The sequence below is a fragment of the Stenotrophomonas sp. STEN008 genome, assembly GCF_056760435.1.
This window is the reverse complement of sequence record NZ_JBRRET010000055.1, coordinates 1-19584: the sequence shown is the minus strand read 5'-3', so window position 1 is coordinate 19584 and position 19584 is coordinate 1. Positions and strand designations below refer to the sequence as shown.

General features: G+C 67.4%; 18 protein-coding genes. 7 read left to right on the top strand and 11 right to left on the bottom strand.

Annotated elements, in window-relative coordinates; all coding sequences use genetic code 11:
- Positions 1-131: 131 nt before the first annotated feature.
- The 9 genes from hglS to ACVOME_RS17490 form a co-directional block, all read right to left on the bottom strand.
- Positions 132-1493 carry a 2-oxoadipate dioxygenase/decarboxylase HglS gene (gene hglS, locus ACVOME_RS17530; protein ID WP_277381326.1) on the bottom strand — a complete coding sequence of 454 codons (1362 nt, stop codon included), beginning with the start codon at positions 1491-1493 and terminating at the stop codon, positions 132-134.
- Between the two features lie 100 nt (positions 1494-1593).
- Positions 1594-2082, bottom strand: a complete 489-nt coding sequence (locus tag ACVOME_RS17525) for a hypothetical protein (protein ID WP_053519656.1) — start codon at positions 2080-2082, stop codon at positions 1594-1596.
- Between the two features lie 31 nt (positions 2083-2113).
- On the bottom strand, positions 2114-2866 hold the full coding sequence (locus ACVOME_RS17520; RefSeq protein ID WP_053519655.1) for an HAD family hydrolase: 753 nt from the start codon (positions 2864-2866) through the stop codon (positions 2114-2116).
- Positions 2867-2961: 95 nt separating this feature from the next.
- Positions 2962-3369 (bottom strand): EF-hand domain-containing protein, encoded by a 408-nt coding sequence (locus ACVOME_RS17515; RefSeq protein ID WP_065175425.1) that lies wholly within the window; start codon positions 3367-3369, stop codon positions 2962-2964.
- Between the two features lie 227 nt (positions 3370-3596).
- The gene (locus ACVOME_RS17510; RefSeq protein WP_065182560.1) at positions 3597-3968 is read right to left on the bottom strand and encodes a hypothetical protein; all 372 of its coding nucleotides are present in this window, start codon (positions 3966-3968) and stop codon (positions 3597-3599) included.
- A 71-nt stretch (positions 3969-4039) separates the two neighbouring features.
- Complete coding sequence (locus ACVOME_RS17505) at positions 4040-4753, bottom strand: M15 family metallopeptidase (RefSeq protein ID WP_279942929.1); 714 nt, start codon at positions 4751-4753, stop codon at positions 4040-4042.
- On the bottom strand, positions 4686-6236 hold the full coding sequence (locus ACVOME_RS17500; RefSeq protein WP_481505334.1) for a serine hydrolase domain-containing protein: 1551 nt from the start codon (positions 6234-6236) through the stop codon (positions 4686-4688). Before ACVOME_RS17500 ends, ACVOME_RS17505 begins: the two co-directional genes overlap by 68 nt.
- A 58-nt stretch (positions 6237-6294) precedes the next feature.
- Positions 6295-9294 carry a TonB-dependent receptor gene (locus ACVOME_RS17495; RefSeq protein WP_111186633.1) on the bottom strand — a complete coding sequence of 1000 codons (3000 nt, stop codon included), beginning with the start codon at positions 9292-9294 and terminating at the stop codon, positions 6295-6297.
- 51 nt (positions 9295-9345) lie between these two features.
- Positions 9346-10806 carry a transglutaminase-like domain-containing protein gene (locus tag ACVOME_RS17490; protein ID WP_481505333.1) on the bottom strand — a complete coding sequence of 487 codons (1461 nt, stop codon included), beginning with the start codon at positions 10804-10806 and terminating at the stop codon, positions 9346-9348.
- A gap of 132 nt (positions 10807-10938) precedes the next feature.
- Here ACVOME_RS17490 and ACVOME_RS17485 point away from each other — a divergent pair, with 132 nt between their 5' ends.
- The 6 genes from ACVOME_RS17485 to ACVOME_RS17460 all read left to right on the top strand — a co-directional run bounded on the left by ACVOME_RS17485 (position 10939) and on the right by ACVOME_RS17460 (position 16952).
- Positions 10939-12375: an SH3 domain-containing protein gene (locus tag ACVOME_RS17485; RefSeq protein ID WP_128988079.1), complete on the top strand. Its 1437-nt coding sequence runs from the start codon at positions 10939-10941 to the stop codon at positions 12373-12375.
- Positions 12372-13478, top strand: coding sequence for a dipeptide epimerase (locus ACVOME_RS17480; RefSeq protein ID WP_111186635.1), 1107 nt, complete (start codon positions 12372-12374; stop codon positions 13476-13478). The genes ACVOME_RS17485 and ACVOME_RS17480 overlap by 4 nt, the downstream gene beginning before the upstream one ends.
- Positions 13479-13551: 73 nt before the next feature.
- Complete coding sequence (locus ACVOME_RS17475) at positions 13552-14397, top strand: MurR/RpiR family transcriptional regulator (protein ID WP_065175430.1); 846 nt, start codon at positions 13552-13554, stop codon at positions 14395-14397.
- 27 nt (positions 14398-14424) lie between these two features.
- Positions 14425-15201, top strand: coding sequence for a L,D-transpeptidase family protein (locus tag ACVOME_RS17470; RefSeq protein ID WP_053519646.1), 777 nt, complete (start codon positions 14425-14427; stop codon positions 15199-15201).
- Positions 15198-16496 carry an APC family permease gene (locus ACVOME_RS17465; protein WP_065175432.1) on the top strand — a complete coding sequence of 433 codons (1299 nt, stop codon included), beginning with the start codon at positions 15198-15200 and terminating at the stop codon, positions 16494-16496. Before ACVOME_RS17470 ends, ACVOME_RS17465 begins: the two co-directional genes overlap by 4 nt.
- 111 nt (positions 16497-16607) lie before the next feature.
- On the top strand, positions 16608-16952 hold the full coding sequence (locus tag ACVOME_RS17460; protein WP_053519473.1) for a hypothetical protein: 345 nt from the start codon (positions 16608-16610) through the stop codon (positions 16950-16952).
- A 91-nt stretch (positions 16953-17043) separates the two neighbouring features.
- Here the strand turns inward: ACVOME_RS17460 and yiaA are convergent, their stop codons facing one another.
- A complete protein-coding gene (yiaA, locus tag ACVOME_RS17455; RefSeq protein ID WP_279942935.1) occupies positions 17044-17493 on the bottom strand; it encodes an inner membrane protein YiaA in 450 nt (149 codons plus the stop codon).
- A 169-nt stretch (positions 17494-17662) separates the two neighbouring features.
- On the opposite strand from yiaA, the gene ACVOME_RS17450 reads away from it, so the two are divergent.
- A complete protein-coding gene (locus ACVOME_RS17450) occupies positions 17663-18847 on the top strand; it encodes a PQQ-dependent sugar dehydrogenase (RefSeq protein WP_481505332.1) in 1185 nt (394 codons plus the stop codon).
- A gap of 45 nt (positions 18848-18892) precedes the next feature.
- On the opposite strand, the gene ACVOME_RS17445 is transcribed toward ACVOME_RS17450, so the two are convergent.
- Positions 18893-19408, bottom strand: coding sequence for a hypothetical protein (locus ACVOME_RS17445; protein WP_481505331.1), 516 nt, complete (start codon positions 19406-19408; stop codon positions 18893-18895).
- Between the last annotated feature and the right edge of the window lie 176 nt (positions 19409-19584).

Genomic DNA, 19584 nt, shown 5'->3' with positions numbered 1-19584 from the left:
CCCCGGCCCCGCGGGGCCCGCCCCCCCCCCCCCCCGCCCCCCCCCCCCCCCGCGGGGGGGGGGGCCCCCCCCCCCCCCCCGCCCGCGGGCGGGCCCCCCCGGGCCCCCCCCCCCGCGACCACCTCAACGCATCAACTGCGCAGGCTCGCCAGTGACTCGGCCTGCAGGCGCTCGTAGATGTCGAACTCATCGTTCACCGGCACGCCCAACGCCTGCTCGAACGCTTCGCGGTTGGCATGTGCGGCATAGGCGCGCTGCTCTTCGCCACCCAGGTTCGACTGGAAGATGCCTGCGGCGCTGACCGGCAGGAAATCCTCGTAGACGATCGGGTCGGCCACCACCAGCCCCGCCGCGATCAGGGCTTCCGCCGGCAGGTCACCAATCCCGCCAGGCGCAGCGCGGCCGGCCTCGGTCAGCTGATAGCGGAAGTAGCCCAGACCCTCGCGGCGCAGGGTGTCATGGTCGTCCGGGAACGCTGCGAACGCTGCCTGCAGGCGCTGGCCATAGTCGCCACCGGTACTGCCGGCACCTTCGCTGTTGCGCGCCTGCGCCAGCAGCTGGTCGTACAGCGCGCGCCCCTTCGGCGTCAGGGCCAGGCCACGCTGCTCGATCTCGCCGAACCGCGCGGTGTGGGTGCCGGCATCACCGCCCTGCTCATCGGGGAAATGCACGGCTTCTTCCAGCGCTTTGAAACTGGTCTGCCGCAGCAGGATCGGACAGGCGCGGCGCGGCGGACCTTCGATGACCGCCTTGGCGGCCATCCCCTGCTCGATCATCGCTGCCTGCGCGGCATCGATGTCCAGCGTGCGCGGGGTCAGGTGGTTGATGTGCGGGCCACGGAAGCTGACCACGTCGGCCACCAGCCGGTGTGCCTGGTGCAGCGCATGGTAGGTCGGCAGGTCGACGGTGGCGTCACCGTGCCAGCGGAAGGTCTCCAGCGCCTCCGCCACGAAGCGCTCGGCGTCGTGCTGCGACAGCCCGCCATCGCGCTCGGCCTGGTCGATCAGGGCCAGGGCGGCATCGGTGAAGATGCGGCGGCGGGCCAGGATCTGTGCCGACTGCGCACGCAGGGCCTCGTCCTCGATCAGTTCCAGGCGCAGCAGCGAGGTGAACACGCGGAACGGATTCTGCGCCAGCGCCGCACCGGTGAGCGGGCGAAACGCGGTGGAATGCACCGGCACACCGGCCACCGACAGGTCGTAGTAGCCGACCGGAAACATGCCCATCACCGCGAACAGGCGGCGCAGGGTGGCCAGCTCCTGCACGGTGCCGACGCGGATCGCGCCGTGCCGCTCCTCGTCCAGCCGGCCACGCTCATCGTTGCGCTGCAGCTGCGCAGCCAATGCAGGGTCCTGCGCCAGCACCTGCGCGTTGATCCGCTCCACCAGTTCCACCAGCGTGCCGTACAGCGGCACTTCGGTGCGGTACATGCGGGACATGGCCTGGGCGAACAGGCGGCGGATCACATCAGGCGAAACGAAAGAGGCGCTCATCAGTCACTCGATTACGGGAACGGGGAACAGCTCGGACCCGTATTGTCGCCGGAGCGCGGGGCCGGCGGCGATATGCAGAGCAGCATGGAGCGGACCGGCGCTACCGGTTGAGCTGGCGCTTCAGGGTGGCATCCAGGGTGATCGGCCGGTCCCAATGCTCATAGCTGGCCACGATGGCGTGGCGCACGGCGCGGTAGTGCAGGTTGTCCGGTGCCTTGGGCATCCGCTTCACCACGGCCTGCCAGCCGCCGGCCGGGTCACGGCTGAAGGCACGCACGCTGTCGCGGCAGGTCTGGCCGCTGGCCTTGGCCCAGAAGCAGGCGAAGTACAGGTCACCCGCCTGCCAGCCGTGGGTGCTGAACAGCGCGCTGACATAGCCACGCGGCACATCGGCATAGCGCGAGACCTCGTCGAGGAAGGCATCGGGGTAGCGCTCGGCGTAGTGGTTGATGTCGCGCAGCTGGGCGTCGATCCAGCGGTCGCCGGTGTCCACCTCATAGGCCGCCGAGCGTTCGGCCGTCTGCTGCGCCAGCACGGTGGCCGGCGCCAGCAACAGGAGCATCAGCAGCGTGAGCAGGCGAGCGTTCATGCCCCGATTCTGCCGCAGCCGTCGCGCCCTGTCAGGCCGCGACGCTGGCCTTGGCTTCGATCGCAGCCAGTGCGGCCGGCCAATCCCACGCGGTATCGGCGCTGACCATGCGCGGCTCGTCGTCGGCCACGCCGTGCTGGGTCTCGTGCGCCCAGGTGACCGCATAGGGCGTATGGATGCCCCAGCCCCCCAGCGTGACCACCGGCTCGATGTCCGAGCGCAGCGAATTGCCGACCATCACGAAGCGCTCGATCGGCAGGTCGAACTCGGCCAGCACGCGGGCATAGGTCGCCGGGTCCTTCTCCGAGACGATCTCGATGCGCGGGAACAGTTCATGCAGCCGGGCGACGTTGATCTTCGCTTCCTGGTGGAACAGGTCGCCCTTGGTGATCAGCACCACCGGATAGTGCTCGGCGATGGCCGCCACCGATTCGCGCACACCGTCGATCAGCTCGACCGGGTGGCGCAGGGTGTCGTGGCCGATGTCGAGGATGCGCTGGATGTCCCTGGCCTCGATGCGCTGGCCGGTGATGTCGATGGCCGCCTCGATCATCGACAGCGCCATGCCTTTCACTCCGTAACCGAACACACCCAGGTTGCGCTGCTGCACTTCCAGCAGGTGACGGGCGGTCTGGGTGTCGTGCACGTCGATGTAGCGCGACAGCAGGTCAAGGTAGTCCTGCTCGGCCTTGCGGTAGTAGTCCTCGCTCTTCCACAGCGTGTCGTCACCGTCAAAACCGACCAGGCCGATGGCGCGCGCGGGCGCAGGCGTGGAGGTGTTCATCGGACAAGGATACAGGCGCGGCGAGGGCGAAAAAAACCCGGGCGGCTGGCGCCGCCCGGGTACCCATGCACCGGTTGTCCCGAATCAACGGTGGATCAGCGGCCCTGTGCGGCGCCGCCGGCACCGGCCTGCTGGGCGGCCACATAGGCCTTGTACTCATCGGCGCTCAGCTCGCCGTCCTTGTTGGCATCGGCCTGGTCGAACACCTGGGCAAGCCCGGCGTTGACCTGTGCCTCGGACTTGCTGATGGTGCCGTTGCCGTCGGTATCGATGCTGGCCCAGGTCTGGCCGCCGCCGCTGGCCTGCGCCGACGCGGCCGCCGCTGCGTCAGTGGCCTGGTTCGCGGCCTGGCCTGCCTGCGCGGCGGCCTGCTGGGCCTGCGCTGCATCATTCTGCGCCTGTGCGGCCTGCTGCTGCGCGGTCTGTGCCATGGCCGGAATGGCCAGTACGCTGCCGGCGGCGACAATCAGGGCGATCAGGGGCTTGCGGTTGCGAATGGTCATCAGGGATGTCTCCTTGGGGTGGTGTTGCGCGGCCTGTTGTTTCCGCACGGCACCTACCCTGCCACCCCGTTTCTGAATCGATTTTGCGCCGCGACCGTCATCCACACGCGCGGTTAACCACTGCCCGGCGTGCATGCATTAGCGCGGTGGTTAGGGTGGAGTGATCGGCCCATAAGGCGAACATTCAACGCCCTTGGATTTAACCCGCAGGCAACGAAAAACCTGCGTCATTCGACGTTCTGGGACGATGACCGCGAACTGAACAACACCCATCCCAGCGCCACACCGGCGAGCGCTCCGGCAATCTCCAGCACCACGCGGCTGCCGAGTTCGTTCGGATCGTGGATGGTGGCCAGGAACAACCGCGCATACAGCGGCGACTCCAGCCGCACGATTCCCATGTAGAAGAGCTTCCATGCATCGATGCCGGCCGAGATCACCACGGCGATGACGCACGACCAGCCGATGGCATGGCCTACCGTCCAGTGCAGCAGGCGGCACAGCCGATGCCAGAGCAGGTACACCAGCAGGCCAACCAGCAATGCGATGGCGCCAGCTTCCAGGGTACCGAGCAGGCCGAAATGCAGGGGAAGATTCATCGGGTGCGCAGGAGGGGAAAGGCGGCCAGTGTACGACGGAGGGTCTCGGCGGCGCGGACCCGCCGGTGCTGCTATCGAACGGGCACGTCGTAGGCGGTCATCGGGTCCGGCTCGGGCTGCAGCGTGTAGTGCCACCACTCCTGCGCATAGTTGCTGAAGCCATGCCGGGCCATCGCCTGCAGCAGACGGGCACGGTGGGCCCGCTGTGCGTCATTGAGTCCCTCGGCCGCGGTGTGCGCCCGCGGACCGAAGAAATCGAAATCGGTGCCCATGTCCAGCGGCGTGCACGTGTCGCGCCGGCACGCCAGCAGGCCGACGTCCACGGTGGCGCCGCGACTGTGGCCCGAGCGCTCGGCGATGTAGCCTTCGCTCAACAGCTGCGGCTTTTCCAGATCCGGATACTGCAGTGACTTGCGTGACTGCTCCGCGGGGTCATGTGCCCAGGCCACGAACGCCTGCACCGCGCGCACCGGGCGATAGCAGTCGTAGATGCGCAGAGCGAAGCCCTGCGCGCGCAGATCCGCTTCGACCCGTGCCAGTGCGGTCGCGACCGGCGCCAGCAGATAACAGGCCGGCGCTTCATAGCCAGGCACGCGTGCGCCCGTGAAGTTGCCGGCGCCGGCATAGCGGATGTCCAGCTCGATTCCCGGCGACACCGTGCGGATCTCCACCAGCCCGGCCTGCGACGCATCGGTGGCCGACGATATGCGCGGCGCCTCACTGGCGTGCGCGGGGCTCGCCAGTGCAATCGCCAGTGCGAGTGAAATGCAGATCCTGGAAGTCATAGCTGAAGTCGATGTCCGGGTCGATCGCGCGCAGTTGCAGGGACGGCACCGGGCCATCGGCGGGCTGCAGCCACGCCTGCGCGTCCTCACCCAGCGTATCCCAACGCAGCAGCCAACGCTGCTGCAGCTGCATCACCCGGGCCTGCAGGCGAGGCGATTTCCCCACGCGGAACCGCAGGCCGTCGGGGCCTGGGCACAGCCAGGCGGTTCCCAGCCATGGATCCGCATAGCGGCCCTGCCACTGCGGCAAGGCCGTGCCGGATACGGCGCGCGCACCTTCCGTCGAAGGCGCCACATGCCCCTGCGCACGCTTGGACGCCTGCGCGCGCTCCAGTTCATCGAGGTAGTCGGCGGCACGCCTGCGGTCCTGCGGCGCGGTGTACGCCTTCAGCATCGACTGCATCAGCGCCGTACGTGCCTGCTCGCCCTCGCCATTGATCAGGATCACCACGCCGATGCCACGGTCGGGCAGCAGGGCCAGCGACGAATACATGCCGGACAGGGTGCCGGTATGCGCCACCTTCCAGTGGCCATCGATGTCCGACAGGCGCCAGCCGTAGCCATAGCCATGGACGTGTGCGTTGTCCCAGCGCCGCTGCATGTCACCCAGCGGCATCGGCATGTGCAGCGTCCACAGTGCCCGCCGCTGTGGCGTGTCCAGCCAGTCCGGCACCAGGTCGGGATCCAGCAGGACCTGCATCCAGCGCGTCATGTCGCGCAGCGAGCAGCGGATGCCACCGGCTGCCATCGATGGCAGATCGGCGCTGATCTCACCGTCGGCGTTGACCACCGTCGTGCGGCCGTCGCGCCGCGCATGCGGCTGGGCGACGTTGCCGACGTCGCGCACCGACCAGCGGCCGACCTGGCAACGGGCCATGCCCAGCGGCTCAAACACCTGCTCGCGCATCAGCTGGTCATAGGGCTTGCCCCCTGCGGCAGCAGCCACTTCACCGGCGACCACGTACATCAGGTTGTCGTAGGCATAGCCGCTGCGGAAGCTGGTGACGGGTTTCAGATGCGCAAGCCCGGCGATGATGTCGGCGCGGGTGAAGGCATTGGGCTCGGGCCACAGCATCAGGTCACCGGCGCCCAGCCCCAGGCCACTGTTGTGGATCAGCAGATCACGCACCTGCATCTGTTGCCCTACCCAGGCGTCGTGCATGCGGAAGCCGGGCAGATGCCGCTGCACGGGGTCATCCCAGCGCAGCCGGCCCTGCTGCACCAGCCGTGCCAGCAGCGCGGCGGTCATCGCCTTGCTGTTGGAGGCGATCTTGAACAGCGTGTCCTCATCAACGCGACCGCCATCGCCCCGCATGCCCTCGGCATGGCGGTACACCACCTGCCCCTGGTCCACCACCGCCACCGCCACCCCAGGCAGGTGCTCGCGTGCGACAACGGTGGCGATATCGGCATCAAAGCGCGCGGGCTCCGCCGGCGCAGCAGGCGAGGTGGCAAGTGCAGCAAGGACGATCAGCTGAAGCACAGGCCCGCTCCCTTGTGTCATTGCCCGCGCCGCCCTTTCGCGCGGCGCGGGCACAGCGTCAGTAGCTCCAGGTTACCGTCAGCTGCGCATAGCGCGGCGACTGGAAGCCGGTGCCATAACGATACAGCGGGTTCGGCGTACCGATGCTGTCCTGCGGTTCGTAGTCCTGGTCCACCGTCACCACGCGCTGCTGGTTCAGTACGTTGTACACCGCCAGCTTCAGGCGCAGGTCGGTTGGGATCGGCACCTTGTACGACACGCTGACGTCGAGGTCGTAGGTCCACGGCGTGCGGCCATCGCCGCCGCGCGGGGAATGCACGAACACGCGCTCGGACGGCACGCTCGCCTGGCAGTTGGAGACGCACACGTAATAGCTGTGGAAGTCGGTGTCGTCGAACGGATTGCCGGCGCCGAAGCGGGTGATCGGGCTGCCCGACTGCACGCCCAGCGTCGCCGCCACGCTCAGGTTCTCGGTCAACGCATAGCTGCCACGGAACTTGAACTGATGCCGTCGGTCATTGGCCAGGTAGCCATAGCCGCCGTAGTTCACCCAGGGGTTGTCGAAGTTCTCGGTACGACCGGCATCGGCGAAGTCGGTATCGGAGTTGACCGGGCCTTCGGCGTTGCCACGGCCGTAGGCCAGCGTATAGGACGCATTGAAGCCCCACTTGCCATCCCAGGCGCGATCGACCTGCAGCTCCAGCGCCTTGTAGTCGCGCTTGGGCTTCACCCAGCCGCGCTGGCCAACATAGTTGCCGTCATCGTCATACAGCGCCCAGCCTTCCTTCGACGTATCGATGCTGATCCAGCCGTCGTTGCTACCGTCGCAGTTGGTATCGCCCCAGACGGTATTGCTGCGCCCGGGATTGCCCATGATCCAGACGCTGTCGATGGCACCGCACTGGCCGGTGGCGGTGATGTTCATGTCATCGATCGCGTTGTGCAGGCGCCGATAGGTCACGCTGGCACCGACCGACCAGGCTTCGTTGATCATCTGCTGGAAGCCGAGGATCGCCTCGTCCTGGTAGACCGGATCCATGTCCCGGTTCACTTCGGCACGCAGGTCCGGCACACTGCCATCACCCTGCGAATTGTCGACCGGCCCGATCTGTGCCCCCAGGTTCGGCACGTTGTTGGCGGCACCGCTATAGCCGAGGAATTCGTACCAGGTGCGTTCGTCCAGGAAGCCACCGGCCTGCTTGATGTTGATGACGTTGGCCACCGGCAGGAAGTAACGGCCAAGGTTGCCGAACACCTTGGTGGTGCCATCACCGCGCACGTCCCACGCGAAGCCCAGGCGCGGGGCCAGCATGTCGTCGATCTTGATGTAGCTGCTGCCGTCGCCGCCCTTGTTGTCGAAGGCTTCCAGGCGCAGGCCCATGTTCAGCAGCAGGTTCGGGGTGACCTGCCAGTTGTCTTCCAGGTAATACGCCGAGTTGATGGTTTCAAACGAGCCATCCACTTCATACCGGCGGGTGCGCGCGACCAGGCCACTGGCCGGCACGATGCCCCCATTGAGCGAGCTGCCCGGCGTGCGGTAGTAGATGTCGTAGCGGAAACCACCCGGACCGGGATAGGCGCGGCTGTAGTCGGAGGTGTTCTCTTCGCGGTCCAGGCCGAAGCGCAGCAGATGGTCGCCCAGGGTCCACTCGAAGTCGGCGCGTGCGGCCTTGCGCGTATCCAGTGCCGATTCCAGCAGCGAGCTGCTGGTGCAGCTGCGGTCGCCCTGCAGCTGCGAGGGCACGCCCTGGCTGGCGGTACGGTTGTCGAACACGCGGTTGCAGTTTTCGTCCATCAACGAGCTCTGCGCGCGGTTGCGCTTGTTCTCGCCATACATCAGCTTCATGGTCAGGTCGTTGTTGACCTGCCAGCTGTAGGTGCCCGACCAGTTCCTGCCGCCCACGGTGTTGTAGATCTGGTTGCTGCGCTCGCCTACCGTCTGGCCACTGGCATAGTCGTAGTTGTAGACATCGGTAAGCGTCTTGCTCTTGTCCGAGAAGCCGAACAGCGACAGCATCTGGTTGTCGGTGATCTGCCAGTCGATCTTGCCGCCCCAGAACGGGTCATCGGCCTTGCCCTGGCTCAGGCGTGTACCGGCATCGTTGGTCGAGGTTGGCCGGTAGTCACGGGCCTCGTACATGCCGAAGAAGAACAGCCGGTCCTGGACCAGGGCACCGGAGGCGAACACGTTGAGCGCACTGCGGCTGTAGTCGTCGCGGCTGGCGGTGATGTAACGGCTGCCTTGGCCGTCATAGCGGTCGCGGGCCTGCGACTGCCACGCGCGGGGTTCGAACACCAGCTCGGCACCGGCCTTGAAGTCGTTGCTGCCCGAGCGGGTGACGGCGTTGATGACGCCACCGGTGCTGCGCCCGAACTCCACCGAATAGCCTCCGGTCTTGACCTGGAACTCCTGGTAGAAGGAGAACGGTACTGACGAGAAGCCCACCCGGTTGTAGAAGTCGGTGACGTTCAGTCCATTGATGTACACGGTGTTCTCGGCCACTGACGAGCCGCCGAACGAAATGCCCTGCCCGCCCAGCGAGCCCTTGCCCTTCACTGCGCCCGGCGCCAGCAGCGCGACGGCGGTGATGTCACGGTCCACCGGCAGGCGCGACAGCTCCTCGCGGGTGATGTTGGTGGCCGATTCGGTGGACTTCACATCCACCATCGATACCACCTGCGGCGCGCGCACCTCCACCGTTCCCAAGGTGCTGACCGCACCCAGCGGCACATTGACGGTGGTTGCGCTGCCCAGTCCGACGGTGACCTGGCCGACGCGGCTGGCACCGCCGCCGGGCAGGCTCACCTCCATCTCATAGGTGCCCACCGGCAGCAGCGGAATGCGATAGCTGCCGTTGGCATCGGCCTGTACCGAGCGGACGAAGCCGGTGGCCGGATTGCGCACCGTGACCGTGGCGCCGGCGGGAACCTGGCCGGCATCGCTGACCAGCCGGCCGGCGACGGAGCCATCCTGCGCGAAGGCGCCGGGCGCGATCACGCCCAGACAGGTACCCAGGGCGACGCACAGCGCCGCCCGCTTGATGTTGTATGCCTTCATCCCCTGCTCTCTCCTGCAAGAATTGAATGGTGCCGATGGTGGTGTGTCGCGCTAGCGTTGCCCGGCGGGCAGTACCTGCCACTGGAAGTCGTAGCTCCATTGGTCGAAGTACAGGTTGCCGCCTGCCCACTCGGCCTCGCCGCGCTGCGAGTCGACCGTTTCCGAGCGGAAATGCTGTTTGGCCGGCACGAACGGCTGGCCGAAATCGTCGTTGAAGGCGATGCGGTAGCCGTCGAGGCCACCCAGGTAGAAATCGCGCAGCGCAGGTACATCGCTGGCCAGTGCACCGGTGGTCACATCCATCGGCAGCCAGCCATACGGCGCCAGATAGACCTGTCCCCAGTCATGCAGGTTGTTGTAGCCGCTGCCATCGTCGGAGAACACCATGCCCGACTGCCAGCGCGCGGGAATGCCGTTCATGCGAAGCAGCGCGATCAGCAGCAGCGTCTGCTGGCCGCAGTCGGCATGGCCGGCACGCAGCGCGTAGTCGCTGATGTTGCTGAGGGTGGAATACTCGCGTGCGCCGGCCCATGGGATGCGATCGACCGCCGCGAACAGCCTGCGCACGATCTCGTAGGGGCGTGTTTCGCCCTGCAGCACCTGGTCGGAAAACAGTTTCAATGCCGGCGTGAAACGCACATGCGGCAAGTGTTCGCTCAGGTAAGGCTGCAGCGCGGCGTCGGCCGGTGTCGGCTGCACCCGGGCCGGATCGATTGCCGTGTGGCGGGCGAACAGGGTGACGGCATAACGGATCTCGAAGCGCGTGGGCTGCCCGGCGACGGCCTTCGCTTCCAGATAGGCGGTGCGCTGCAGGGTACCGGCGGGTGCCACGCGTGCTTTGTCCGGTGTACTGCCAAGCCATTGCACGCGCTCCTGCTGGCCCGGAATCTCGCGCGGATAGGGAATCCAGGCGCGAACGGTTTCGCCCGCCGGGACCGCATCGGCCTTGACCGTGAGCGACTGCGTGAACGCGATGCGCTGCGGCAGCACCGAGCCCTGGCCGCTTTGACCGGCAGCAGCAACGACACGTGCGTGGTGCGCGTTGAGCACTTCATTCGGGCCCGGAGACGGCATCGGTGCATCGGCGCGGCGGCGTGCACGCGCTTCATCGCTGAGCAGGAACAGGTTCGAGGGCGCGCGCTTGAAGTACGCGCGCCTGCCATCGATATCGAGGTGCTCGATCAGCCCCAGCTGGTCCCAGCGCGCGAACTCCTCGTCGGTCAGATCCGGAATCCAGCGACGCACCGCCGCTTTGGCCGCCGCTTCGTCGAGGGAAAAATCCAGGCGGATGCGGCGCATGCGCTCGCGCTGGAATGCGTCTTCGGCAGCATCGCGCGCGGTAGCCAGCAGCGCCTGGGCGTCGCTGAAGCGCCCGCTGTCGATCAGGTCGATCACCTGCAGCTGCCGGCTGTCGCGCGCGTCTGCCGCGTGCGTGGCCGACGCCCACAGCAGCAGCGCGGCACACAGGCCGGCGGCGGCAGGCAGACGCGGTTTGCGAACGGCAGGATCCACAGCGACACTTCCCAAGCGCGGGTGGTAACGGCTGTGTAACACGGGCCGGAGGACCGGTCAATAATTTATTCTTGCTTTCGCAGGCGAAAGGAATAAATATTCCTTAAGGCATTCGAGGAGGGTGTGCTGCGCATGATCCTGGCTTCCCGCGAACCGCGCCGGCAGTGGCCGCGCCGGTTGACCCTGGCCCTGTGCCTGTTCGCCGCACCGGCCTTCGTGCAGGCTGCCGCGCCCGATCCGGGCGCGCCGCTGCCGTATGTGATCGGTCTGCACGAGGCTTACCTGACCCCGGACTACTGGGCCGCCCGGCTGGACGATGCCGATGCGCCGATCCTCGACCGCGCACAGATCCAGGCGCAGAACGCACGGATGCGCGCAGAGGATGTCCATATCCAGGACATCGCCGCCCTGCCCGCCCAGCTGGATGCGGCACAGGTACGCAGCAGCATCACGGCGCTGTCGAGCTGGCCCACGCGTACGCTCTACAACGCCAAGGGGCAGGCGATCGCACCGGCAGTGCGCAAGGCCATCGAAGCCAACCTCGGCCTGGATGCGATTCCCGCACAGGTGGCGCCCGACTACGGGCTGGTGGTGAAGCGTGCCGCACTGCGCACCTTCCCGACCCGCGAGCGGGTCTTCAGCACGGTGGGCGATACCGATATCGATCGCTTCCAGGAATCGGCGCTGTTCCCCGGTGACAAGGTCGCCGTGGTCCATCGCAGCACCGATGGCCGCTGGTTGTTCGTGCACAGCGAGCGTTACAGTGCATGGATCGAAACGGACGCCGTGGCCACCGGCGACAAGACCAGCGTGCTCGGCTATGGCAGCGCCGGCCCGTACCGCATCGTCACCGGCGCCACCGCGCACACCGTCTACACGCCGGAAGAGCCGCGCGTCTCGCGCCTGCAGCTGGACATGGGCGTGCGCCTGCCGGTGCTGGCCGACTGGCCTGCGGCCACGCCGGTCAACGGCCAGCAGGCCCACGCCTCATGGGTGGTGCAGCTGCCCGTGCGCGAGGCCGATGGACGACTGAAGCTGGTTCCGGCACTGCTGCCGCGCTCGCAGGACACGGCCGCCGATTACCTGCCGCTGACTCCTCGACGGCTGTTGCAGCAGGCGTTCAAGTTCCTGGGTGAGCGCTATGGCTGGGGCCATGACTACGATACCCGCGACTGCAGCGGCTTCGTTTCGGAAATCTACCGCAGCTTCGGCGTGCTGCTGCCGCGCAATACCAGCGCCCAGGCGATCAGCCCGGCACTGGATCGCCTGCCGTTCACCAGCAGGGATGGCAAGGCCGCGCGCGAACGTGCCGTCACCGGCCTGCAGGTCGGTGATCTGGTCTACATCCCCGGCCATGTGATGATGGCCATCGGCCACGTCGACGGCCGCACCTGGGTCATCCACGATACGGCCGGCGGCAGCTGGTTCGGCGCCGACGGCACGCGTGTGCAGGCCCATCTCAATGGTGTTTCGGTCACGCCGCTGGAGCCGATGATGGCCAGCGACACGGTCCGCTACATCGACCGCATCACCAACATCCAGCGCCTGCGGGCCAAGACCCCTGAATGAAGATCACCGCCATTGAACTGGGCATGCTGCGCGTGCCGCTGAAGACCCCCTTCAAGACCGCCCTGCGCACCGTGGAAACCGTGGAGGACGTGGTGGTGCTGATCCGCACCGACAGCGGCCACACCGGGTACGGCGAGGCGCCGGCCACCGCGGTGATCACCGGTGATACGCATGGCTCGATCATCGAAGCGATCCGCCACTTCATCGCTCCACGCCTGATCGGGCAGGACGTTGCCAACCTCAACCGCCTGTGCGGGCTGGTGCAGACGTCGATGGAGCGCAATACCAGCGCCAAGGCCGCAGTGGAGATCGCCCTGTACGACCTGTGGGCGCAGCTGCATGGTGCGCCGCTGTACCAGATGCTCGGCGGCGGCGACCCGGTCATCACCACCGACATCACCATCAGCGTGGACTACATCGACAAGATGGTGGCCGATTCGCTGTCGGCGATCGAGCGTGGCTTCGAGTCGCTGAAGATCAAGGTCGGCAAGGACATCGGCCTGGACATCGAGCGGGTCAAGGCGATCCACGCGGCGGTTGAAGGCCGCGCCCTGCTGCGCCTGGACGCCAACCAGGGCTGGACCGCCAAGCAGGCGGTGCACGCGATGCGCACGCTGGAGGATGCCGGCGTGGTGCTGGAGCTGCTGGAGCAGCCGGTGAAGGCCGCCGACATCAGTGGCCTGAAGTACGTGACCGACCGGGTCAACACGCCCGTCATGGCCGATGAGAGCGTGTTCAGTCCCAGCCAGGTGATGGACCTGATCCAGCAGCGCGCGGCGGACATCATCAACATCAAGCTGATGAAGACCGGTGGCCTGTCCAATGCCATCCGCATCGCCGACATCGCCGGCATCTACGGCGTGCCGTGCATGATCGGCTGCATGATCGAATCGAGCATCAGCGTGGCCGCGGCCGTGCACCTGGCCGTGGCCAGGAGTGATGTGATCACCAAGGTCGACCTGGACGGCCCTTCGCTGGGCCAGTTCGACCCGGTCAGCGGCGGGGTCAACTTCAACGAGTCGGAGATCACCATCAGCGATGCGCCGGGGCTGGGAATCACCGAGGTGCGCGGGCTGGAGATGATCACGCCGCCGCGCTGGTAGGCCGCTGCACGGGCGCTACCGCCGACCGTTGATCCCGCTTACCCTTCCTGCAACCGGACCCACGCTGAGCCCCATGCCACCCCTGGTGAAAATCCGCTCCGAGCGCGGGCAGATGTCGGCCATCGAACGCCGCATCGCCGACTTCATCCTCGACAACGCGCACCTGCTGCGCGACTACTCGTCGCAGCAGCTGGCCAGCGCGCTGGGCATCAGCCAGTCCAGCGTGGTGAAGTTCAGCCAGAAGCTGGGCTTCAAGGGTTACCCGGACCTGAAGTACTCGATCGGCCAGGACGTGGCGCGCGCCGGCCACGATCCGCAGGCACGCCCGCCGTCGCCGAGCGCCGATGACTACGCCGACATCGCCGGGCGCCTGCGCCTGAGCCGGGCAGCCGCCGAGGAAGAGACCAGCCTGGCCAATGCGCAGGCTGATGTGGAGGCCATCGTGCGACTGCTCGACAGGGCGCCCAAAGTGTTCGTGTACGGCCTTGGCGATGACGGCCTGTACGCGCGCGAGTTCGCCATGCGACTGTCGCTGCTGGGCATGCTGACCGTGCACCATGCCGATCCGATCCTGATGATGGCCAACCTGTCAGCGGCGCGGGCCGGTGATGCCATGCTGGTGTTCTCCGAGTTCGGCAAGCTGCCGCAGCTGTTCCAGCTGTCGCGGCAGTTCCAGGACGTGGGCGGGAAGGTGGTGTCGATCACCCGCCACACCGCCAACCCACTGCGCGCACATGCCGACCAGTCACTGGTGGTCTGCGCCCATGACCCCGCACCGCACGTGGCGCAGCTGCTGTACCGTGCTTCACTGCAGTCCCTGCTCGACTTCGTCTTCGTGCTTTTGTGCCATGCCAACCCGGACCGCCACCGCCAGCTCGGGGTGAACCTGGAACGGATCGAACACCTGATCGACGCCTGATCGACCCCTGGTTCACTGGAGTCCACGATGCTGCCGCTGCTGCGTACCGCCCTCGCTGTCACCGCTCTGGCCACCGCGCTGCCGGCCGGCGCGCTCACCCCGCTGCCGCCGATGGCGCGCAGTCTGCAGGCCATCGTGGTGGTCACCGACAGCTGGGATGCCACCCAGGGCCGGCTGCAGGCCTATGAGCGTAGGAGCAGCGACGACACGTGGCGCCCGCACGGCCCGGCCTTCACCGTGGCCGTGGGGCGTGAGGGCAGCGCGTGGGGCGTGGGCCGTGAGTCGCTGCACAACCAGGGGCCGCAGAAGACGGAAGGCGACGGGCGCAGTCCGGCCGGCGTCTTCGATATCGGCCCCGCGTTCGGCTACGCGCCGACGATCGCCAGCGCGATGCCGTATCTGCCGATGACGGCCAGCCACTACTGCATGGATGTACCCGCCTCGCGCTACTACAACCGCATCGTCGATGCGGCGGACGTAGGTACCGCCGCAGTAGAAGGCTCCACCGAACCGATGCGGCTGGACCTGCACAACAAGGGCGATGTTCGCTACCGCGAGGGCTTCGTGATCGAGCACAACAGCAGCCGCAGGCCGGGCAAGGGCAGTTGCATCTTCGCCCACCTCTGGCGCAAACCGGGCGAGGCCACGGCCGGCTGTACGGCAATGGAGCCGCGCCACATGACGGCCCTGCTGGCCTGGCTGAAGCCGGACACGCGCGCGGTCTTCGTCCTGCTGCCCAAGACGGAGTACGACAACCTGCAGGGGCCGTGGCAGCTGCCGGCCCTGACCGGAGCGTTGCGTTGAGCGCCCCGGACGAACCGCAGCTGCAGCGCGCGGTCAGCCGCTGGCAGATCGTCGGCCTGTCGATCAACGACGTGATCGGCAGCGGCATCTATCTGCTGCCGGCGGCCACCGTCGCCCTGCTGGGCCCCTTCAGCCTGTGGGGCGTGGTCGCCGCCGGCATCGTGGTGGCCCTGCTGGTGCTGTGCTACGCGCAGGCCGCCAGTTACTTCGATGAACCCGGCGGCAGCTATCTGTATGCCCGCGAAGCCTTTGGCCGCTTCGCCGGCTTCGAGATCGGCTGGATGATCTGGCTGACCCGTATCAGCTCGGCGGCCGCACTCAGCAATGCGCTGGCCGATGCGGTCGCGCGCTTCTGGCCCTGGGCCGGGGCCGGCACGGGTCGCCTTGCCGTGATCGTGCTGTCGCTGGGTTTCCTGACCGGCGTGAACATCATCGGCGTGCGCTCGGCGGCCCGCACCGGCATCGTGCTGGTGATCGGCAAGATGCTGCCGCTGCTGCTGTTCGTGGCCATCGGCGCGTTCTACATCGATCCGCAGCTGGCGTTCTCCGGCCAGCGCCCGGACCCGCACGACCTGCAGCGCATGGGTGAGGCCGCATTGTTGCTGCTGTATGCCTACGCTGGTTTCGAGAACATCCCGGCGGCAGCCGGCGAGTACCGCAACCCCCGTCGCGACATTCCATTCGCGTTGATCACCATGATCATCACCGTCACCGTCATCTACGGCGCGGTGCAGGTGGTGGCGCAGGGCACCCTGGCCGGGCTTGCGTCGTCGCCGACACCGCTGGCCGATGCCGCAGCCGGATTCGGCGGTGAGGCACTGGCGTTGATCCTGACCGTCGGTGCGACCATCTCCATCCTCGGCACCAACAGCAATACGATGATGATGGGCCCGCGCTTCCTGTTCGCGCTTGCCCGCGATGGCTACGGGCCGAAGATCCTCGCGCAGGTCCATCCGCGCTTCCGCACACCGGCTGCCGCGATCTTCTGCCAGGGGCTGATCGCCCTCGGCCTGGCGCTGTCCGGTTCGTTCGTGCAGTTGGCGCTGCTGTCGATGACCACGCGACTGTTCGCCTATATCGGAACCGCGGCGGCCGTGCTGGTGCTGGCCAAGCGCTACGCCGACCGGCCGGGCGCACTGAAGCTGCCGGGCGGGCCGCTGATTCCGGTCCTGGCCCTGCTGCTCTGCCTGGCCCTGTTCGCCAGTGCCAGCTGGCAGAACATCGCCGCCGCACTGGTCGCCTTCGCCATCGGCGCAGTGATCTACAAACTGCCGCGCAAGGACGTAGGCGCCTGATGATCGGCAGCGACGGCGCGGATGGAGGACACCTTCCCTTCACGCGAGCGGACCGGACCGTTAACCGCCATGGCGGCATGATCGAAGCTCATCCACCACGGAGCCCGATCGATGAGCCCCGAGTACCAGATCCCCGGCCGCGTGCCGGATGACAGCGCACCGCGCCAGGCCGTTTCCGACTTCTGGCGCGAGCGTTACACCGCTGAACCCTATTACGACAACCAGCTGTTCTTCGAGGACTACGAGCCGGCCTATCGCATCGGCCACGCTGCCCGTGCGCAGGACATGATCCGCGCGTACGAAGAGGTGGAAGCCGAACTCGAGTCGCGCTGGGCGAGCGAGCGCGGCAAGAGCCGGCTGGAGTGGGCGCAGGCCCGCAACGCCGTCCGCCGCGGCTGGGAAGAAGCGGTCAACCTGGACCAGCGCCTGGACCGGGGCGTACCGCGCGGCACCTGAGGGCACGCCGCGCTGCGGCCGGGCCATGCCCGGCTGCCCTTCGGCACTGCGGCAGAGCCGGGCATGGTCCCGGCTCTGCGCAATCCGGGCGTCAGTCCTGTTCCGGCAGCGGCGGCACGGCCTGACCGCGTGCATTGCCGCCGTTGGCGGCGATCAGGTCGCGGGTGTTCTTCTGCACCGCGACCGCGCCGAACAGCGCAAGTGCGAAGGCCATGGCGTAGAAGCCCTTCTCGCTCAACAGCAACGTGGCATTCCACAGGCCCACCAGCAACAGCAGCAGCGCCGACAGCAGGGCGAACCAGCACAGCGCGTAGTACAGGCCGCTGACCGGGATGCCCTCCACGCGGTCGCGCACGCTCTTCTGCAGCGATACCGCCGCAAACAGGCCGTACAGCAGCAACGCCAGGTAGTAGCCCTTCTCGTTCAGGGCCATTTCGGCGTTGAACAGGCCGATCAGATAAGCCACCGCGCCAAGCAGCAGCGCCACCCAGGAAGCGGCGACGAAGGCGGGAGACGGCTTGTGGGTCGGAACAGTGTGCATTGCAGATCCTTGGCAGACAGACGGGCATGCATTGCCCGGGCGTGCCCACCCTAGACGATCCGCCCCACGTCGCACAGGGGGTAGCAGGACCTTCGGGCCACGACGGTCACACCCGCAGTGGTATACAAGGGAACGCTTGGCCATCCGCATCCCCGCCCTGGAGATTCCCATGACCCGCACGCCCCTGCTGCTTGCCCTCGGCCTGGCGCCGATTCTCGCCACCACTGCCTGCAACGCCGCCGATCCTGCATCCGGCACTGCCGGTACTGCCGCCACCGCTGCTGCGCCCGCTGCGGCTGCGGCCGCAACCGACCAGCGGCCGTTCACCGCCACGGAAGTCAGCCGTTTCGATCAACCGTGGGCAATGACCTTCCTGCCCGATGGCAGTCTGCTGGTCACCGAAAAGCGCGGCAAGCTGCAGCACCTGGACGTGGCCAGCGGCCAGAAGCATGAGATCACCGGCGTACCGAAGGTCGCCTATGGTGGCCAGGGCGGCTTCGGCGACGTCATCCTGCACCCGGACTTTGCCCGCAACCAGGTGATCTACCTCAGCTATGCCGAGGAAGGCACGCTGGATACCCGCGGCGCCGCGGTGGCCCGCGCCACGCTCGCCCTGGACGCCGACGGCGGTGGCCAGCTCAAGGATCTGAAGGTGATCTGGCGACAGACACCGAAGGTCAGCGGGCAGGGCCACTACGGCCATCGCCTGGTGTTCGGTCCGGACGGCAAGCTCTGGATCAGCTCCAGCGAACGGCAGAAGTTCGACCCCGCGCAGGACATGGGCGGCAACCTCGGCAAGATCATCCGCCTCAACGACGATGGCAGCCTGCCGGTGGACAATCCGTTCGCGTCACAGGGCGGCGTGGCTGCACAGGTGTGGTCGCTGGGCCATCGCAACATCCTGGGCATGGTCTTCGATGCCAACGGCAAGCTGTGGGCGCATGAGATGGGGCCGGCGGGCGGAGACGAACTGAACCTGATCGTGCGGGGCGCCAATTACGGCTACCCGGTGGTCTCCAACGGCGACCACTACGACGGCCGGCCGATTCCCGACCACGACACGCGCCCGGAGTTCGCCGCGCCGAAGGTGACCTGGACGCCGGTCATCTCGCCTGCGGGCTTCGTCATCTACAGCGGCACCCTGTTCCCGCAGTGGAAGGGCAGCGGCTTCATCGGCGGCCTGTCCTCCACATCACTGGTGCGCGTAGCCTTCGAGGGCGACAACGCGCGCGAGGCGGAACGTTTCAACATGGGTGAGCGCATCCGTGAAGTGGAACAGGGGCCCGATGGCGCGCTGTGGCTGCTTGAAGATGGCAGCAAGGCGCGCCTGCTCAAGCTCACGCCGAAGACCTGATCAGGTAACGCAGGGTGGCGGGCCAGAGCCCGTCACCCCGCACGCTCACTGGATGGTGATGACCTTCACTTCGGTCCGGGTGCAGGCCGCATCAAGGCACTGGCCGCTCAACCACACCTGGCCATCGCCGATCATCACGCCCTGCTGGTTGACGAACACCTTGCCGAAATCCTGTGCGGACACCGCCTTGACCACGGCCGGCGTGATGATCTTCTCGTAGCTGCGCTGAAATTCGCCCGGTCCGGCGATCGTCTTTCCGCCGCTGATGTTCAACGGGAAACGTATTTCCTCGACGACCGCCGCGCGATCACCGCCGACCACCGCCGTTCTGAAGGCATCGAAGACCTTCTCGTACTGCGCCGCATCACCGAGCAGTGTCTCGATGCGCGCGCGCGCATCTTCGGTCTGTTCGCTCGTGGGTGCCGCAGGTGCTGCCGGTGCTGTCTGCACGGGTTCGGCCGGCGGTGCAGCAGCGGGCGTTGCCTCCGGTGCGGTCGGCGGCGCCGGTTGGGCACAGGCTGCCAGCAGCAGCGCGGGGGCAAGGAAAGCACTCTTGCGCATGGTCGGGCTCCATCGGATCACGAACCCCGATGGTAGCGCCGGGTCAGGCCCGGCGTGTTTGCCATGGGTGACGACGCGCACACCCACAGCGATGGTAGCGGCGGGGGGGGGGGCCGGGGGGGGGGGGGGGGGGGGGCGGGCGCGGCGCGCCGGGCGCGGGGGCGGGGGGCGCGCGG

Coding starts and splice junctions, on each gene's coding strand:
- hglS (WP_277381326.1), bottom strand. CDS start 1,493: ATGAGCGCCTCTTTCGTTTCGCCTGATGTGATCCGCCGCCTGTTCGCC.
- ACVOME_RS17525 (WP_053519656.1), bottom strand. CDS start 2,082: ATGAACGCTCGCCTGCTCACGCTGCTGATGCTCCTGTTGCTGGCGCCG.
- ACVOME_RS17520 (WP_053519655.1), bottom strand. CDS start 2,866: ATGAACACCTCCACGCCTGCGCCCGCGCGCGCCATCGGCCTGGTCGGT.
- ACVOME_RS17515 (WP_065175425.1), bottom strand. CDS start 3,369: ATGACCATTCGCAACCGCAAGCCCCTGATCGCCCTGATTGTCGCCGCC.
- ACVOME_RS17510 (WP_065182560.1), bottom strand. CDS start 3,968: ATGAATCTTCCCCTGCATTTCGGCCTGCTCGGTACCCTGGAAGCTGGC.
- ACVOME_RS17505 (WP_279942929.1), bottom strand. CDS start 4,753: ATGACTTCCAGGATCTGCATTTCACTCGCACTGGCGATTGCACTGGCG.
- ACVOME_RS17495 (WP_111186633.1), bottom strand. CDS start 9,294: ATGAAGGCATACAACATCAAGCGGGCGGCGCTGTGCGTCGCCCTGGGT.
- ACVOME_RS17485 (WP_128988079.1), top strand. CDS start 10,939: ATGATCCTGGCTTCCCGCGAACCGCGCCGGCAGTGGCCGCGCCGGTTG.
- ACVOME_RS17480 (WP_111186635.1), top strand. CDS start 12,372: ATGAAGATCACCGCCATTGAACTGGGCATGCTGCGCGTGCCGCTGAAG.
- ACVOME_RS17475 (WP_065175430.1), top strand. CDS start 13,552: ATGCCACCCCTGGTGAAAATCCGCTCCGAGCGCGGGCAGATGTCGGCC.
- ACVOME_RS17470 (WP_053519646.1), top strand. CDS start 14,425: ATGCTGCCGCTGCTGCGTACCGCCCTCGCTGTCACCGCTCTGGCCACC.
- ACVOME_RS17460 (WP_053519473.1), top strand. CDS start 16,608: ATGAGCCCCGAGTACCAGATCCCCGGCCGCGTGCCGGATGACAGCGCA.
- yiaA (WP_279942935.1), bottom strand. CDS start 17,493: ATGCACACTGTTCCGACCCACAAGCCGTCTCCCGCCTTCGTCGCCGCT.
- ACVOME_RS17450 (WP_481505332.1), top strand. CDS start 17,663: ATGACCCGCACGCCCCTGCTGCTTGCCCTCGGCCTGGCGCCGATTCTC.
- ACVOME_RS17445 (WP_481505331.1), bottom strand. CDS start 19,408: ATGCGCAAGAGTGCTTTCCTTGCCCCCGCGCTGCTGCTGGCAGCCTGT.